Origin of the sequence: Amycolatopsis sp. SID8362, assembly GCF_010550475.1 — a bacterium.
In the GTDB taxonomy this organism is placed as follows: domain Bacteria; phylum Actinomycetota; class Actinomycetes; order Mycobacteriales; family Pseudonocardiaceae; genus Amycolatopsis; species Amycolatopsis eburnea.
Window position 1 is genome coordinate 1 of sequence record NZ_JAAGNB010001007.1, and the last position, 16,406, is coordinate 16,406.

Consider the following 16,406-nt stretch of genomic DNA (forward strand, 5'->3'; position numbering starts at 1 on the left):
TGAGCGCGTGGACGGTCGCCGAGGTCGCGGCAGAGGACGATGCGGCGAACGCGGCCGCGGTCCACAGCGGCGACGACGGCGGCACCCGGCACGGCATCGTCGTCACGCACCTGCTGGCGTGGTGGGCGCCGCTCCTGACGACGTCGCGGAACCGCCGGACGGCACCGGTCGTCGCCGGTGCGGCCCTGGTGGTGGCCGGTGGCTGGCTGCGCGTCGCGGCCGTCCGGGCCCTCGGTAAGCGCTTCACCGGGCACGTCCGAGTCCTGCCTGAACAGCAGGTCTGCGTGCGAGGGCCGTACGCCTTCGTCCGGCACCCCTCCTACGTCGGGCTGTTTGGTCTCAACGCGGGACCGGTGCTGAGCGCGGGTTCGCCGGCCGTGGCCGCGGCGTTCGCGGTGGCCACCGCGCTGACGAACCTCAGGCGAGTCCGGGTGGAGGAACGGCTGCTCCACGAACGGCTCGGAGCACCGTATGCCCGGTACGCCGCCGCGACGCCCCGGTTCGTGCCCGCGCTCGGCGCGGCTCGCCGGCGGCGTGCCGGCGGGGAAGGAGCAGCATGACGTTGACCGACGGACACCGGCCGGGAGCCACCGAAGACGTCCGATTGCGCGTCATCGACGTGTCCGCCGCGGAGCAGCGACTGACCGGGCAGGTGGTGCGCACACCGGTCCGCCGGTTGCCCTGGCTCGAGCGGCGAGTGGGATTTCCCGTCTACGCGAAGCTCGAACTGCAGCAGCACACCGGTTCGTTCAAGTTCCGGGGCGCGCTGAACACGGTGCTCGCCGGCCTGCGGGGACCGATCATCGCGGCATCGGCCGGGAACCACGGGCTCGCCGTCGCCGAGGTGGCGCGCCGGCTGCGGCGACCGGCCAACATCTGCATCCCGGTCACTGCCAGCAGGCTCAAGCGCGAGCGGATCCTCGCCACGGGCGCGGGCCTGATCGAGCACGGCAACTCCCTGGAGCAGGCGACCGCCCACGCGCGGATGCTCGCCGGCGAACAGGGGTGGTACTTCATCTCGCCCTACAACGACCCGCACATGATCGCCGGCGCCGCCACGATTGCGCTCGAGGTGCTCGACGAAGTCGAAGACGTCGAGGCGATGATCGCGCCGGTCGGCGGTGGCGGCCTGCTTTCCGGCCTGGCCGTCGGCGCCGGGACCAGGCGCCCCGGGGTGCGGATGTTCGGGTGTGAACCCGAGCGCTACCGGTCGATGTCGGCCAGCATCGCCGCGCGGGACATCGTGCGCGTGGTGCACCAGCCGACGCTCGCCGACGGCCTGGCAGTCAATCTCGACGCCGATTCGCTGACCTACCCGCTGATCCGTGACCGGGTGGAGTCGATCGTCCCGCTGACCGAAGAGGAACTGGCCGCCGGGACGCTCGCGCTGCTGGTGCACGAGAGCCTCCTCGTCGAACCGGCCGGCGCGGCGGCGGTCATCGCCTGCCTGCGCCTTGCGCAGGCGGGTGCGCTGCGTGGGCCGGTGGTGCTCCCGCTGTGCGGCGGGAACGTCCACCACACGACGCTTTCCCGCATCGAGCGCTACCCGTACGCAGACGACGACCTGGTGCGGTTGCTCGACCTGCGCGGGCGGACCGTCGGCGAACTACCCGTCAGCCGTGCGCTGCGCATGGAACCGAGCGACACCGGCGAGCCGCTCGCCGACGCACCGGACGCCCGCGACGACCAGGACGCGCAGGTTCGATCCTGGCTGTCCAGAGTGGACGAGGTGCTCGCCGAGCTCGAGGAGTACACCGACTACTGCGCTCGCGCGGAGGTCCTGGTCAACGCCGACGTGGTGAAGCAGGTCCGCGTCGACTGCGAGCTGGTCGCGCAGCGGCTCGCGGGGGTGCTGGGGCGCGGGGGAGAGAAGGCGGACCCGGCGGAGGCGGTGCGCGCCGAGATCGTCGTGCGGCACGCCGCGACCGTGGTCGCGTCGGCACAGGCTGCTTTCGACTGGTGTGCGCCGTCCCATGCGCAGGCGACGGTCGGTCAGTTCTTCGACGTAGGGGCCCAGGACTCGCCGGGCGCCAACTACGAGCGGTACGAGAGCGCCGCCGTCGCCCGGGTCGAGTCTCAGCTCACCGAGGTGCTCGGGCTCGACCCGGAGCGGCACGCGACGACGGCGACCTCGTCGGGGATGGCCTCGTACGCACTGATCGAAGCGTTCCTGCTCCGGCACCGGCTGCGCCCGGGCGACACCGTGCTCCTCGCTCCGTACGTCTACTTCGAGGCCGCCGAACAACTCTGTTCGCTGACCTCGACGCACACCGTCACCGCGCGGTCGTACTCGGTGGACGGGCTGGTCGAGGACATACTGCGACACCGGCCGCGGTGCCTCTTCGTCGACCCGGTCGCCAACACGGCGCAGCAGCGCCTGGTCGACCTGCCCGGGCTGGTGCAAGCGCTTTCCGAGGTGGTCACCGAGCCGATCACACTGGTGGTGGACGGCACGATGGCCCCCGCCGCGCTGTCCGGACTGCTGCTGGACTCGCCGCCCCCGGTGGAGGTGCTGTACTATGAGAGCTGCTCCAAATACCTCCAGCTCGGCATGGACGCGGGGATGGCGGGGCTGGTCGCCGCCAAGGTGGAGCTGCGCCCGGCGCTGGACCGGCTGCGCCGGAACACGGGCAGCATCCTCTACCGGCACAACGCGCAGTTGTTCCCCCGCTACGACCGTGCTTTCTTCGGGCGGCGGATGCGCAGGATCTGCGGGAACGCCGCGACGGTCGCCCGCACGCTGCTCGCCAGGCCGGAGGTCGCGGCGGTCGCCGACGTCGTGCACCCGGCCAGCGGCGAGCACCCCGACGACGCGATCGCGCGGACTCTGCCTTACGCGGGCGGGTGTGTCACGTTCAGGCTGCACGACTCCGGTGCCAACCACCGCGACCAGCTCGAGGCGCTGATCGAGCACATGCTCGATCGGGCCCGACGGCGCGGCCTGCACCTGACGAAGGGCGTGAGCTTCGGGTTCAACACGCCGCGGATTTCGGCGGCCGCGAGCATGGCCGAGGACGGCGCGCCGTTTCTCCGTCTCTACGCCGGTGACCGGTCGGCCGAGCAGGTGTCGCTGCTCGCCCGAGTCGTCGGCGACGCGATCGCCGCGGCCGGCTGAGGCCGCGACGTGCGTGTGCTGTGCACGACCCAACCGGGCGCCGGTCACCTTTTGCCGATGGTCGACGTCCTGCGCGAACTGGTGCGCCGGGGCCACCAGGTGCTGGTGGCCTCGGCCCGGCCGCTGGGCGAGCTGTGCGCGCAGTACGAGCTCGATTTCGCGGAGGTGGGCCCGGCTTTCCGGGTTGGTGAGGAAGCGCGGCTGGTTCCCGCGCTCGCCAAGGCGCGGCACGAAGGCGACCGCGACTTCCCCTACACGCGAAGAGTGCTCGTGGAGACACTCGCCCACGCCACGCTGCCGGACCTGACTCGGCTGGTCCGCCGGTGGCGCCCGGACGTCCTCGTCCGCGATCCGGTCGAGTTCGCCGGGCTGGCCGTGGCCGAAGCCGCGAGCCTGCCCCACGTGGCGGGGCGCGACAACCGTTTCCTCCCACCGCGGATCTGGCGCGCCGAGCTCGGCGGCTCGCTCGAGGTGCTCGGCCGGGTAGCGGGCACCGCGACGCTCGACGCCGACGTGCTGTACCGCTACCTCACGCTCGCGCCCGCGCTGCCGAGCTTCGTGACCGCGACGGAAGACCTGCCCGACCCGAGGGAGTTCGGTGTCCACATCGGACCGACGCACTGCTTCCTGCGCCCGCGCACCCCGTCACCGCCGGGAACTCCTCCGTGGACCGGCCCTGACGGCGCCGTGCTGTTCACCTTCGGCACCGTGTTCACTGCCGACGCCGCCGTGCGAACGGCCGTGCGGGCCGCGACCGCCGGGCTGGGCCGGGCGATGACCGAACCCCGGCACTGGCTGGACTTCAACGCCGTCTTGCCGCACTGCGCCGCGGTGGTCACCGCCGGCGGGTTCGGTACCACGATGGCCGCATTGCGGCACGGCGTCCCGCTCGTCGTCGTGCCCGCCGGGGCCGACCACGTGACCAACGGCCGCCGGTGCGCCGCACTCGGGGTGGGGCGCACCGTGCCGCGCGAGGCCCTGACGGCAGGTTCCCTGCGAAGCGCGATCGACGCGGTGACGAGCGAGCCGGCGTATGCGGCCGCCGCGGGCGAGCTGGCCGCGGAGTGGGCCGGCCTGCCGGATCGCGAGGTCGGCGCACAGCTGGTTGAGGAGCTGTGCGGATGACGGGCCCGGCACCGGCGGAACTGTTCGACCGGCTGTTCCGCGCCGGGCGTGCGCCGGCCGACCCGTACCCGCTCTACGAGCGGCTCCGCTCGCACGGCCCGATCATGCGCGTCGCCGAGGGAACGTGGCTCACCACGGCCTACGACCTGTCGGCTCACGTGCTGAAGCACACCGCCTTCGGCACGGACGTGGAACAGGCCGGGCGGTCCCGGGGTGGTGCGGGCTGGCGCGAACACCCGGCGTTGCGCACGCTCGCCGGAATGCTGCTGACGGCCAACCCGCCGCGGCACGCCCGGTTGCGCGGCCTGCTCGGCGCGCACTTTCTGCGCCTGCCGATCGACCGCGCCCGTGAGTCCGTCCGCAAGCACGTCACCGAGCTGCGCGAGCACCTGCTCGAGGTCGGCGAGGTCGATTTCATCCCGGAGTTCGCCGAACAGCTCCCGCGCCGGGTCATCGCCGACTTCATCGGAATTCCCGAGGCGGACCGTCTGCGGTTCCGTGACCGCACCCTCGCGTTCAACGCGGTTTTCGAACGCGACCTTTCCCCGGGGCAGCTCGCGGACGCCGACGCGGCCGCCGAAGAGATCGACGCCTACGTACGTGGTCTGGTCGCCTCCGCGCGGACCCGGCCGCGCGGTGACCTGATCTCGACCCTGGCCGAGGTGGGAGACGCGCGGGAGCTGCCCGTCGACGAGGTAGTCCGCCTGGTTTTCCAGGTCTACAACGCCAGCTACCAGACCGTTCTCGGGGTGCTCGGCAACGGCCTGAGCGCGCTGCTCACCCATCCCGGTCAGTACGACGCCCTGCGCTCCGACGCGGGGCTCCTGAGCGGTGCGGTCGCCGAGATGCTGCGCTGGGATCCGCCGGTGCAGACGACGGGCCGCCATGCCCTCGCGCCCCTACGCGTCGGATCGGCGGAGGTTTCCCCCGGCGAACTGGTGGTGACCGTCCTCGCCGCGGCGAACCGGGACCCGCGGCGCTATCCGGAGCCGCACCGGTTCGACGTGCGCCGGAGCGGCCCCCGGGCACTGAGCTTCGGGTTCGGCATCCACTACTGCCTCGGCGCCGCTCTCGCGACCGTTCAGGGCGAAGAGGCGTTCGGTCAGCTCACCTCGGCCGGGCTGCGGATCGAGGCCGTGGCGCCGCCCCGCCGGCATCCCGGATCGAACATGCGCAGTGTGGAAAGTCTGAGAATCGCCATTTCGGAGGGTCGCTCATGAAGGTGCTGGGGATCAGCGGCGGTTACGGCCACGACGCCGCCGCGGCGCTCGTCGAGGACGGCCGGATCGTGACCGTCGTCGAGGAGGAGCGGCTGACCAGGCGCAAGCACGCCTACGGCTCCGCGCCGGTCCATGCCGCGCACTACTGCCTCGCGAAGGCCGGGATCCGCCTCGACGACGTGGACGTCCTCGCGCTGAGCTGGGAGCCCGCGGAGCGATCCGACTGGCCGACCCGGTTGCACGAGACGATGTTGTCGCATCCGTTCTTCGCCGGCGCGCGGGTTCCCGACATCGAAATCGTCGGGCACGCGCTCTCTCACGCGTCCGCCGCGTTCTACTGCTCCGGGTTCGCCGACGCCGCGGTGCTCACCGTCGACGGCCAAGGCGACGGCATCGCCACCTGCCTGGGCCGGGCGAGCGGGGACAAGATCGAGCTGGAGCAGGAGTTCGACATCGCCGACTCCCTCGGCTTCTTCTACCTCGCGCTGACCAACCACCTCGGCTTCGAGCTGGGCGAGGAGGGCAAGGTCATGGGACTGGCTTCGTATGCCGAACCCCAGGCCGTCCCGCTTCCGTTCGAGCTGTCCGCGGAGGGCTACCGCGCGATCGCCGCGCCTCGCCACCCCGAAGACCCGTATCGGCGCTACCGGGGGGTCGTGGCGTACTGGCGGCGCTGGTGCGCCGAGCAGTTCGGCGAGCCGGTCCCGGTGCGCTACCCCGTCAGCTCGTTGACCAGCCGCGCCCGTGCGGATGTCGAGCTGGGACCGGCGCACCAGCGTGCCGCGGCCACTGGCCAGGCCATCCTCGAGACCACCCTGCTGCACCTGGTACGGCTCGCCGTCGAGCGCAGCGGCTCCCGCAGGCTCGTCATCGGTGGAGGGGTCGGCCTCAACTGCTCGGCCAACGGGGTGATCGAGCGGTCCGGGCTGGTCGACGAGCTGTACGTCTTCCCCGCGAGCGGGGACGCCGGCACCGGGCTGGGCGCCGCGCTCGCGGTCAGTGCCGCCGACGGGGAGCGGCCCTGGGCAGCCGTCGAGACGGCGTCGTTCGGACCGGACTACCCGGACGATGCCCTGCTCGCGCTCACCCATTCGCTGGGCCTGCCCGCGGTCGAGGCCGAGGACGTCGCCGCGGACACCGCCGCGCTGCTGGAGCAGGGGCACGTGATCGGCTGGTTCCAGGGCGCGATGGAACTCGGCCCCCGCGCTCTGGGCAACCGGTCCATCCTGGCCGACCCCGGCGACGTGGGCAGGCGGATCCGCGTCAACTCGATCAAGCAGCGAGAGCAGTGGCGACCCCTCGCACCGTCGCTGTTGGCTTCCGCGGCGGGCGACGTCGTGGGGACGGCTGGCCGTGCACCGTTCATGCTAACCGCTTGTCCGGTGCTGGACACGGTGCGTGCCCGGATTCCGGCCGTCGTGCACGTCGACGGTACCTGCCGGCCGCAGCTCGTCAGGCACGAAACCAACCCTCGCTTCGCCGAGCTGCTCGAGCGTGTGGGCGGGCGGACCGGCCTGCCGGTCGTGCTGAACACCTCGTTCAACCTGGCGGGCGAGCCGCTCGTCTGCACGCCGCTCGACGCGATCCGCACCTTCTCAGCCTCGCCGCTGGACGCGCTCGTGCTCGGCCGGACGATCATCCGGAAACAGGCATGACCGGTCACGCCACCGGACGCGGGGGCGACAGGGATCTGCCCTGAGGTCGCCGGGTGACGTTTTGTAGACTCCGTTCCGTGACCGAGACCCTGCCTGAGCAGCGCAACGCCCGTGAACTGCCGCCGACCTGGAATCCGGCTGAGGTAGAGGGTGAGTTGTATGCGCGCTGGGTGGAGGCCGGTTATTTCACGGCGGACGTCGACAGCGACAAGCCGGTGTACTCGATCGTCATCCCGCCGCCGAACGTGACCGGAAGCCTGCACATCGGGCACGCCTTCGAGCACTCGCTGATCGATGCGCTGATCCGGCGCAAGCGCATGCAGGGCTTCGAAACCTGCTGGCTGCCTGGCATGGACCACGCGAGCATCGCCGTGCACGTGCTGATGGAGCGGCAGCTCGCCAAGGAAGGCACCACCCGGCGCGAGATGGGCCGGGAGAAGTTCCTCGAGCGGGTCTGGGAGTGGAAGACGGAGTACGGCGGCCAGATCCTCAACCAGATGCGCCGGCTCGGGGACAGCGTCGACTGGAGCCGCGAGCGGTTCACCCTCGACGACGGCTTGTCCAGGGCCGTGCAGGTCATGTTCAAACGGCTCTACGACGACGGCCTGATCTACCGCGCCGAGCGGCTGATCAACTGGTCGCCGTCGATGCGGTCCGGCCTGTCCGACGCCGAGGTCAAGCACAAGGACGTCGAGGGCGAACTGGTGTCCATGCGCTACGGCGACGGGGACGCCGCGATCGTGGTGGCCACGACCCGCGTCGAGACCATGCTCGGCGACACCGCCGTCGCGGTGCACCCGGACGACGAGCGCTACCGGCACCTGGTTGGTACCGAGATCGAACTCCCGCTGACCGGCCGCAAGATCCCGATCATCGCCGACGCCCACGTCGACCCGGAGTTCGGTACCGGTGCGGTGAAGGTGACCCCCGCGCACGACCCGAACGACTTCGAGATCGGCCAGCGGCACAGCTTGCCGATGCCCACGATCATGGACGAGCAAGGCCGCATCGCCCACACGGGCACCGAGTTCGACGGCATGGACCGGTTCGAGGCGCGGGTCGCGGTGCGCGAAGCCCTTCGCGAGCAGGGGCGGATCGTCGCGGAGAAGCGTCCTTACCTGCACTCGGTCGGGCATTCCGAGCGCTCCGGGGAAGCGGTGGAGCCACGTCTTTCGCTGCAGTGGTTCGTGAAGGTCGAGTCCCTGGCCAAGGCCGCCGGTGACGCCGTGCGGTCCGGCCGGGTGGCGATCAGCCCGCCCGAGGCGGACAAGCGCTACTTCGACTGGGTGGACAACCTGCACGACTGGTGCATTTCCCGGCAGCTGTGGTGGGGGCACCGCATCCCGGTGTGGTACGGCCCGAATGGGGAACAGGTCTGCCTCGGGCCCGACGAGGAGCCCCCGGCCGGCTGGCGCCAGGACGAGGACGTGCTGGACACGTGGTTCTCCGCTGGCATGTGGCCTTTCTCGACTTTCGGCTGGCCCGAGAAGACCCGGGACCTCGAGAAGTTTTATCCGACCAGCGTGCTGGTGACCGGGTACGACATTCTTTTCTTCTGGGTCATCCGGATGATGATGTTCGGTGGCTACGCCATGGACGGGCAGCAGCCGTTCCACACCATCGCGTTGCACGGAATGGTGCGGGACAAGTTCGGCAAGAAGATGTCCAAGACTGCTGGCAACGGTGTCGATCCGGTGGAGTGGCTGGACCGCTATGGCGCCGATGCGCTGCGCTTCACCATGGTCCGCGGCGCCAACCCTGGTGTGGACGTCCCGATCGGCGAGGAAAACGTCGACAATGCCCGCCGGTTCGCTACCAAGCTTTGGAATGCAACCCGCTTTGCTCTCGGCAATGGTGCCACCGTCGTCGAAACGGTCCCGCCGCGTGCCGAACTCACCGATGCCGACCGCTGGATCCTGGACCGTGCCGACAGGCTCGTCTCCGCAGTGGACGCCTCGTTCGAGGAGTACGAGTTCGCCAAGGTCGCCGAAGAGTTGTTCCACTTCACCTGGAACGAGTTCTGCGACTGGTACCTCGAACTGGCGAAGGTGCAGATCGCCGAGGACGAGCAGCGCGTCCAGTCCACGAAGGCCGTGCTCGGCCGTGTGCTTGACGTGCTCCTGCGGCTGCTGCACCCGATCATGCCGTTCGTCACCGAAACGCTCTGGACCACGCTCACCGGCGGGGAATCGCTGGTCGTCGCAGCGTGGCCGACGGTGTCCGGTGAAGGGCCCGATGAAGAAGCAGCGCTGCGGATCGAGTCGATGCAGAAGCTGATCGTCGAGATCCGCCGGTTCCGCGCTGACCAGGGCCTAGCTCCACGCAAGCGGGTGCCGACCGAACTGTCCGGTTCATCATGGGCCGCCCTGCTGCCGCACGAAGCGGCGGTGCGCGCGATCACCTGGCTCGAGGATCCAGGTGAAGACTTTTCGGCGACGGCGACTCTCGAGGTGGCTTTGCCGATCGGCGAGGTGACCGTGCGGTTGGATACTTCCAGCGCCATCGACGTCGCCGCCGAGCGCAACCGCCTGAACAAGGAACTCGCGGTGGCTCAGAAGGAACTCGCGCAGTGCGAGGGCAAGCTGGGCAACCCGAAGTTCGTCGGCAAGGCTCCTGCCGACATCGTCGCGAAGATCCAGGCACGCAAGGACATTGCTGTCGCCGACATCGATCGAGTGAACGCGCTGCTCGCGGCGCTGCCGGCAAGCTGACTACCCGGGTCGAGTCGGTAGTTGTCAAGTCAAGTGAGGCAGGTTGTGTTTAGAGCGCTGGTCTCGGCTGGTCGGCGGGCTGGTTGATCCAGGCCGCTTCGGGCAGCCTGGGCGGTCGGGGCCGGGGCGTGAAGCGTTCGGGGTGCTGGGCGTAGGCCTGGTTGAGCGTGGCTTGGCGCTGGGTGCGGATCTGCTCGGCGGTGCCGAAGTGCACCGACGCGGGTGTGTGCATCCCGATCCCCGAATGCCGGTGTTCGTGGTTGTAGGCCATGAAGAAACCGTCACAGAACGCGCGGGCGTCCTCCAGCGATCCGAACCGCTCAGGAAAGTCGGGCATGTACTTCAAGGTCTTGAACTGAGCCTCGGAATACGGGTTGTCATTCGACGTGCGAGGGCGGGAATGCGACCGGATGACACGGAGATCGACGAGCAGTTCCGACACCGGTTTCGACACCATCGCGCCACCACGGTCGGCGTGGATCGTGTGCGGCCGGCTACCGTTGCGGTTCATGGCGTCGTCGAGGAAATCCTTCGCCACGACTGCGTCCTCCGCGGCGGCGACCAGCCAGCCGGTGACGTAGCGGGAGCAGATGTCGAGGATGACGTAGCATTTGTACCAGATCCCTTTCGAGGGTCCTTTGAGTGCGGTGATATCCCACGACCACACCTCACTGGGGCCGCGGGCGACCAGCTCGGGCCGGCCCCTGGCAAGGTGGGTGGCCAGCCGGCGGCGTTCCCGGACCTGGCCGGCGGCGCGGGCGATCCGGTACATCGTGGAGACCGAACACCAGTACCGGCCCTCGTCCAGCTCTCTGGCCCAGACCTGCGGGATCGCCAGGTCCCGGTAGGCCGGGCTGGTCAGCAACGCCAGCACCTGGTCCCGCTCGGCGGTGTCGAGCGCCTGCGGCGGTGGCGCGCGGGGCAGCCACTGTGGTGTGAGGACTCAGGACTCTGTTGATCGTTTGTCGTCAGGACATGGTTGAAAGACTCAGGACATCCTGGACGTGGCTGGTCAGAGTTTGGGTGTGTGGATCTTGGCTTTCCAGCGGGTGACCGGGCGTTGTTCGGTGCGTGGGTGCAGGGAGAGCTGGACTCCGTCGCAGGTGACGCGGAAGTGGGTGTCTTCGACGTGGATGGTGACGATCTTGCCTGCCTAGGTGCGGCCGACGCGCAGGCGTTGCCGGGTGACCATGACGACGCCGTCACGGGGAACGCGGCGTTTGGACGCTGACTGGACCCGCGGCGGGAGGGGGCAGCTGGGTCGTGGCGATGCGAGCGCCCTTGAGTCGCTGGCGTTGCTCGAGCGCGACGGGTGCGGCGAGGGTTTTGGCCAGGACTCCGTTGTGCACGACGTGCAGGAGATGTCCGTCGAGGCGGAGGGCGACCTTCTGTCGTGCGAGTTCGGCGCCGATCTTGGTGCGTTCGCCGGCAAGCAGTGCAGATCCGCCCTCATCGAGGGTGCGGTCCAGCTCGATGACCGCGCCGGCCGGGATGGTGTCGAGCAAGGCTGGCGAGGACGGCGCGGGTGGTGGTCCGGCGGGGCGTGCTCCGCGCATGGCCAGGTGTTGCAGGTCCTCGGCGTTGAGGTTCGACGGGACGGTCTTGACCAGTTGCTCGTCGACGAGGACGTGGACGGTGTGCTCGTCGGCCCAGACGTGTGCCAGCTGCCCGGCCCGGTCGGTGCCCATCCGGATGCGCTGGACCGCGGGGATCACGCTGAGCAGCCCGCTGGCGGCGATGACCGCGTCGAACTCGACCGCGCCGAGTTCGGCAGAACACACCATTCGCCGGCTCCGCCGTGGCCGTCGCGGCAGGGATGGCTTCGGCCGGCGCTGGGTCAGCCAGGACGATGTTCGTGCCCGTGGTCGGCTCGGGCCGAGCGCCGGGGCGGAAGAGGCTGGCCGGGGTGACCATGCCGATCGTCTGGTGGGGCCGGTCGTGGTTGTAGGTGTGCACCCATGCGGTGATCGCCGCCTGCGCGGTCGGCAGGTCAGCGAACGGCTCGCACTCGTCCAGCAACTCCTCGCGCAGCGTGCGATGCCACCTCTCAATTTTGCCGGTTGTGGTGGGAGAGCAGGGCTTGGTCAGTTTCGGGGTGATGCCGTTCTCGCGACAGACCCGCTCGAACAGGACCTCCGCCGGTCGGGGTTTGGTGAACCGCCCGGTGAACTGCTTGCCGTTGTCGGTGAGCACCTCGGCCGGGACCCCGTAGATCCGCGTCGCCTTCAGGAACGCGACCGCCACCGCCCGCCCGGACGGGACCGCGAGCACCGCCGGACCACGATGAACCGGGAGTGGTCGTCTATGCCGGTGAGCATCTTGCACTCCCGGCTGTCGGTGAGGAACACCCCACCGACCAGGTCCAGCTGCCATAGATGCATCGGGGCCTCGCGTTGCCACCGCTTGTACGTGCGCTTGTGCTGCTGTTCCTGGTGGCGCACCAGGCCGTTGCGGATCAGCACCCGGTGCACCGTCGCCCGCGACGGCGCCGAGGCCATCCCGGTCTGATCAAGCTCGACGCGATCCGCCGGGCACCCCACCGCGGATACGCCCGCCGCATCTCGCAGATCAACGCCTCAACATCAGCCGGAACACGCGTCGGGCTCGTGCGGGACCGGCGGGACACCTCACGCAGCGCGTCCACACCGCCGGCCGCGTGCTTGGCTTTCCAGGTGTAGACCGCCTGCCGGGACACGCCATACCGGACGGCCACCTCGCTCACCGGTGACCCATCCAGCACCTCCAACACCGCCCGATATCGCTGCTCCACCAACCATTCCCGGTCCGGAGACGCCGCACTGTCCACCACAGCCGGAGATGATCACAAGCATGATCGACTCTGTCAAGGAAGTCCCGAGAACAACCCGTCACCTATGTCCTGAGCCCCACACGACAAGCCACGGACCGTGCACTGGTCATTTCGGGTTGGCGTGCCGGTAGTGCGTCGCCCTCGAAATCCCGGTCAGCGCGCACGATCTGGTCACCGAGACCTCCGCCGCGCGCAGTTCGGTGAACGCGGCCGTCAGGACCTCGTCGGCGGCTGATCGTTGTCCGTGCTCTCGGAGAGTCCTTCCAAGAGCGCGTGCTTTTCCCATGATGTCGAGCGCCATCCGGGTTTTCGTCAAGTCGGCGGTCAGTTTCTGGTTCTGCCGGCGGAGTTTTCCAGCTCGATCTGCTCTGCTGATTTCTTCGTCCGTTTCGCCGGTGTCCCAGGTTCGGCTGGTTCGCCGCCCAGGCGTCCTGCGTCGCGTGCTCGTGTCCATTCGATGATGTGAGAGGGGTACAAGCCTTCCCGGCGCTGGATCGCGCTCTTCTCCCCGTTCGGGGCGTTCTCGTATTCGGCGACCATGGCGAGTTTGTACTCCGCGGTGAACACCCGCCGCGACGGACGCGGTGCGGGATCGGGCTGCTCGCCGCCGGACGAACCCCGGACTGCTTCTCAGATGGTGTGGACACGCGCACAAGGATCTCCGATCCCACCCTCGGTCAGGAACCCCCACTCACGCGGGGTGTCTCACACCAGTCTGACCAAGAGGGAGTCGCCCTTGCCGCTCACTCGGCCAGCAGGGGCGACAAGTCGGATCCGCGGGACCCTGGCGCAGAGTGACCTTGAAACGAACAGGGGCCGCACGGCGGGCGATTCAAGTGTGACCAAGAACGCTCTCCGTGCGACCGGGCACTAGTCTACCGACCGCCCGCATTCGCGATCGTCGAGGGTCCCGTTCACCTTGACGACTGCGTCAGCTTGCCCGGATCATGCTCAGCCCGAGCTGGGTGATCTCGTGGTTTTGTTGCTTCCCGACCCGAGTGGTGGTAATCAGTCCGCTCGCGCGCAGCACTGAAGTGTGTTGGCTGCACGTGGCCGGGGAGATGCCGGTCAGCTCGGCCAGCTTGCCCGTGTTGCATCGGGCGATCGCGATTCTCAGGAGTACCCGGGCCCTCGTTTGGCCGAGCAGTGCCGCCAGTGCGGAGCCGGGTTCGGCGTCGCGGTCGAAGCGTGTATGGATGATCGAGTGGACCAGTACCGGCGGCATGCCCGGGTCCTTGTAGGTGGTCGGCATGCCATGTCCGAAGAAGGTGGGGACCACCTGTAGGCCGCGGCCGTTGAGATGCAGGTCCTGGTCGAGTGGAAAGCGTACCTGCAGTACAGGTGGGGTCCACGTGGCGTCCGGATGCAGCGTCGACAGCAGCAGTTGGGGTCCGCCGCGGTCAAAGTTCGACCGCAGCCGTAGGCGATCGTTGGCAACCACCTGTCGGACCTTCGTCCAGCTCGGTCCCACGCATTGGCGGTAGTAGTCATGTAGGGCAGTGCCGAGCCGGCGGAGGTCGTGCGGCTCGCCGTCAGCCACTCGGCGCAGCCAAGGCGGAACCCGAGTTCCCTGCGCGGCCAACTCGGCGACGTCGGCGGCCAGTACTCGCTCTGGGGTTTCGAGCACGGTCGCAACTCCCTCGCTGATGGTGCTGGCTCCGGCCGGGGTGAGAAAGTCCGGGCAGTAACCGTACGCCGGCGCGGCTGACATGAGCAGACGACCGGACTCGGTGACTGCGGAGCGAGACCCCCGTCGCCACTGGCCGAAGAGCACTTCACCCTCCGGCCGCCGGATCCGGTAGCTGCTCATGAGCAGCTCCCACATCGGATCGGCGTCTGCGGCGATGATCACCTTCTCCAAGTCCGCTGCTGTGAAGTGAATCTTCAGCATAGTTAGCGTGCTCCTCTCCGCGGCGAGGGTAGACCTGGTAGTGCGGATACTGTTGACCATGATATGAAATTGCGGAGATGCGCATGTTGGTTCGTGCGGCCGCAACACCACCAAATCACGGCGGGGCTGCAGCGTCCCCGTGTAGCGTCCACCTGTGGGTCGGCCTGCACCCCCTCGGCAGGCCGACCCGCCCGGCCAGCCGGACCAGAACCCGGCACAGCGGACATAAACGCCAGGTATAGCGTTCCCGCGGCCACGTCGTGGCAGCGCTCCGGTTGTCGCGATTCAGTCGAACGTCGTGCCATCCGCGCCGGGTGTCAAGCAGCTGCCTCGGAGCCGGCCGCCAGTGCGATGTCCACGGCCGCTTCGGCGTGCAGCCGCATGGAGTCGAGGATCGGGACGGGGGAGTCGTCAGGGTCGATGAGGAGCTCGATCTCGGTGCAGCCGAGGACCACGGCCTCGGCGCCACGCGCCACCAGCCCGGTGATGATGTCGGCGTAGGCGGCGCGCGACGCTTCGTCGATGATGCCCCGGGTGAGCTCCTCGAAGATGATCCGGTCGACCAGCGCCCGTCCATCGGGGTCCGGCACGACGACGTCGAGCCCGGCCTCCTCCAGACGGCCGCGGTAGAAGTCCTCCTCCATGACCCATCGCGCGCCCAGCAGGCCGACGCGGACGTGCCCGTCCCGGCGGGCTCGTCGCGCGATGGCGTCGGTGATGTGCAGCAGCGGCACCTCGACGGCGGCCGCCGCGGCGGGAGCGCACTTGTGCATCAGGTTCGCGCAGATCAGCACGAGGTCCGCGCCGGCGCTCTCGCACCGTTTGCCGGCTTCGGCGAGCAGTGCGCCCGCGGCCGCCCAGTCCTCCTGTTGCTGGCAGCGACGGATCTCCGCGAAGTTCAACGACTGGAGTGCGATCTTCGCGGAAGCGTGGCCGCCCAGTCGTCGTTGCACCTCCTCGTTGATCACGCGGTAGTACTCCGAGGTCGAGTACCAGCTCAGCCCGCCGATGAGTCCGATCGTCTTCATGCGCTCGATCCTCGGCGCTTCCCGCCTTCCCGGGAATCCGTCATCTTCTTGGGGCTGCTCAAAGCCTGGCTTGGAGGGGGCGGGAGGTCGCCGGCCGGCGGGCCGTGATCACGCTCATCCCGCGGGGGCCTGCCGAGCACTCGACGGTGGTGAACCCGGTGCTCCGGAGCATCTCGGTGACGTGGCCTGGCGACAGGCGGAGCTTGCGGTAGGTGCCCGTGCGGAGGTGCCAGGACCCGTCGGCGTTCCGCGTGTGGATCAGGTCGTGAACCCGGACGGTCTCACCCTCGTCCTCGAGAAAGCACGTCATGATCCGATCGTCGTCGGCGCGTACGGGGATGAAGCGGTCCAGGCCGGTCAGGACCGCGCTGAGATCGCGGAAGGACAGGACGAGCAGACCGCCGGGGGCGAGGGCGGTGAACGTCTGCTCGACGACGCGCCGGACCGCGGTCCGGTCGGGCAGGTGGGGGAGGGTGTCGCCCATGCAGACGGCCGTGGTGAACGACTGGTCCGCCACAAGGGTGGGCAGCCCGGCGGAGAAGTCGGCCGTGACCGCGCTGATAGCGGGGTGGCCGGCGGCTCGCTGCTCGAGCTCGCCGATGAGGGTTTCGCTGATGTCGATGCCGACGACGCTGCCGTAGCCGAGACGGGCGAGTGCGATCGTCTGGATCCCTGAACCGCAGCCCAGGTCCAGGGCACGGGCGCCGCGGTCGGCGCCCGCCCCGGCACCGTGTGCGGCGAGCAGGGTCTGCTGCTCGGCGACGAGGTCGTCGAAGCCGCCGCCGAGCATCCAGGTGTAGTGCGGCCCCAGGAGCTTGTCGTAGTGGGTGGCCACCTCTGCCGGCATGGGAT

General features: G+C 69.3%; 12 protein-coding genes and 1 pseudogene. 6 read left to right on the plus strand and 7 right to left on the minus strand.

The genetic code is table 11. The features are described from left to right. The 6 genes from G3I65_RS31270 to G3I65_RS31295 form a co-directional block, all read left to right on the plus strand. A partial coding sequence (locus G3I65_RS31270; protein ID WP_160699289.1) for an isoprenylcysteine carboxylmethyltransferase family protein occupies positions 1 to 560 on the plus strand: 560 nt, incomplete at its 5' end. Next, the gene (locus G3I65_RS31275) at positions 557 to 3,115 is read left to right on the plus strand and encodes a pyridoxal-phosphate dependent enzyme (RefSeq protein WP_160699290.1); all 2,559 of its coding nucleotides are present in this window, start codon (positions 557 to 559) and stop codon (positions 3,113 to 3,115) included. The genes G3I65_RS31270 and G3I65_RS31275, both read left to right, overlap by 4 nt. A 57-nt stretch (positions 3,116 to 3,172) precedes the next feature. After that, a complete protein-coding gene (locus tag G3I65_RS31280) occupies positions 3,173 to 4,240 on the plus strand; it encodes a glycosyltransferase (RefSeq protein ID WP_160699291.1) in 1,068 nt (355 codons plus the stop codon). Beyond that, the gene (locus G3I65_RS31285) at positions 4,237 to 5,460 is read left to right on the plus strand and encodes a cytochrome P450 (RefSeq protein WP_160699292.1); all 1,224 of its coding nucleotides are present in this window, start codon (positions 4,237 to 4,239) and stop codon (positions 5,458 to 5,460) included. The genes G3I65_RS31280 and G3I65_RS31285 overlap by 4 nt, the downstream gene beginning before the upstream one ends. After that, positions 5,457 to 7,115, plus strand: a complete 1,659-nt coding sequence (locus G3I65_RS31290) for a carbamoyltransferase C-terminal domain-containing protein (RefSeq protein WP_160699293.1) — start codon at positions 5,457 to 5,459, stop codon at positions 7,113 to 7,115. Before G3I65_RS31285 ends, G3I65_RS31290 begins: the two co-directional genes overlap by 4 nt. A gap of 77 nt (positions 7,116 to 7,192) precedes the next feature. After that, positions 7,193 to 9,826: a valine--tRNA ligase gene (locus G3I65_RS31295; RefSeq protein ID WP_160699294.1), complete on the plus strand. Its 2,634-nt coding sequence runs from the start codon at positions 7,193 to 7,195 to the stop codon at positions 9,824 to 9,826. 49 nt (positions 9,827 to 9,875) lie between these two features. Here the strand turns inward: G3I65_RS31295 and G3I65_RS31300 are convergent, their stop codons facing one another. The 7 genes and pseudogenes from G3I65_RS31300 to G3I65_RS31345 all read right to left on the minus strand — a co-directional run bounded on the left by G3I65_RS31300 (position 9,876) and on the right by G3I65_RS31345 (position 16,401). Continuing rightward, the gene (locus G3I65_RS31300) at positions 9,876 to 10,598 is read right to left on the minus strand and encodes a DDE-type integrase/transposase/recombinase (RefSeq protein ID WP_160699295.1); all 723 of its coding nucleotides are present in this window, start codon (positions 10,596 to 10,598) and stop codon (positions 9,876 to 9,878) included. A gap of 240 nt (positions 10,599 to 10,838) precedes the next feature. Next, positions 10,839 to 12,635, minus strand: a pseudogene (locus G3I65_RS59140) (IS481 family transposase). A gap of 106 nt (positions 12,636 to 12,741) precedes the next feature. Next, positions 12,742 to 12,951 (minus strand): hypothetical protein, encoded by a 210-nt coding sequence (locus G3I65_RS31325; RefSeq protein WP_160699300.1) that lies wholly within the window; start codon positions 12,949 to 12,951, stop codon positions 12,742 to 12,744. An 8-nt stretch (positions 12,952 to 12,959) separates the two neighbouring features. After that, on the minus strand, positions 12,960 to 13,175 hold the full coding sequence (locus G3I65_RS31330; protein ID WP_160699301.1) for a hypothetical protein: 216 nt from the start codon (positions 13,173 to 13,175) through the stop codon (positions 12,960 to 12,962). Positions 13,176 to 13,566: 391 nt separating this feature from the next. Further along, complete coding sequence (locus G3I65_RS31335) at positions 13,567 to 14,526, minus strand: helix-turn-helix transcriptional regulator (protein ID WP_160699302.1); 960 nt, start codon at positions 14,524 to 14,526, stop codon at positions 13,567 to 13,569. Between the two features lie 317 nt (positions 14,527 to 14,843). Continuing rightward, positions 14,844 to 15,554 (minus strand): aspartate/glutamate racemase family protein, encoded by a 711-nt coding sequence (locus tag G3I65_RS31340; protein ID WP_160699303.1) that lies wholly within the window; start codon positions 15,552 to 15,554, stop codon positions 14,844 to 14,846. Between the two features lie 58 nt (positions 15,555 to 15,612). Next, entirely contained in the window at positions 15,613 to 16,401 is a 789-nt protein-coding gene (locus tag G3I65_RS31345) for a bifunctional 2-polyprenyl-6-hydroxyphenol methylase/3-demethylubiquinol 3-O-methyltransferase UbiG (protein ID WP_160699304.1), read from the minus strand. Positions 16,402 to 16,406 lie beyond the last annotated feature (5 nt).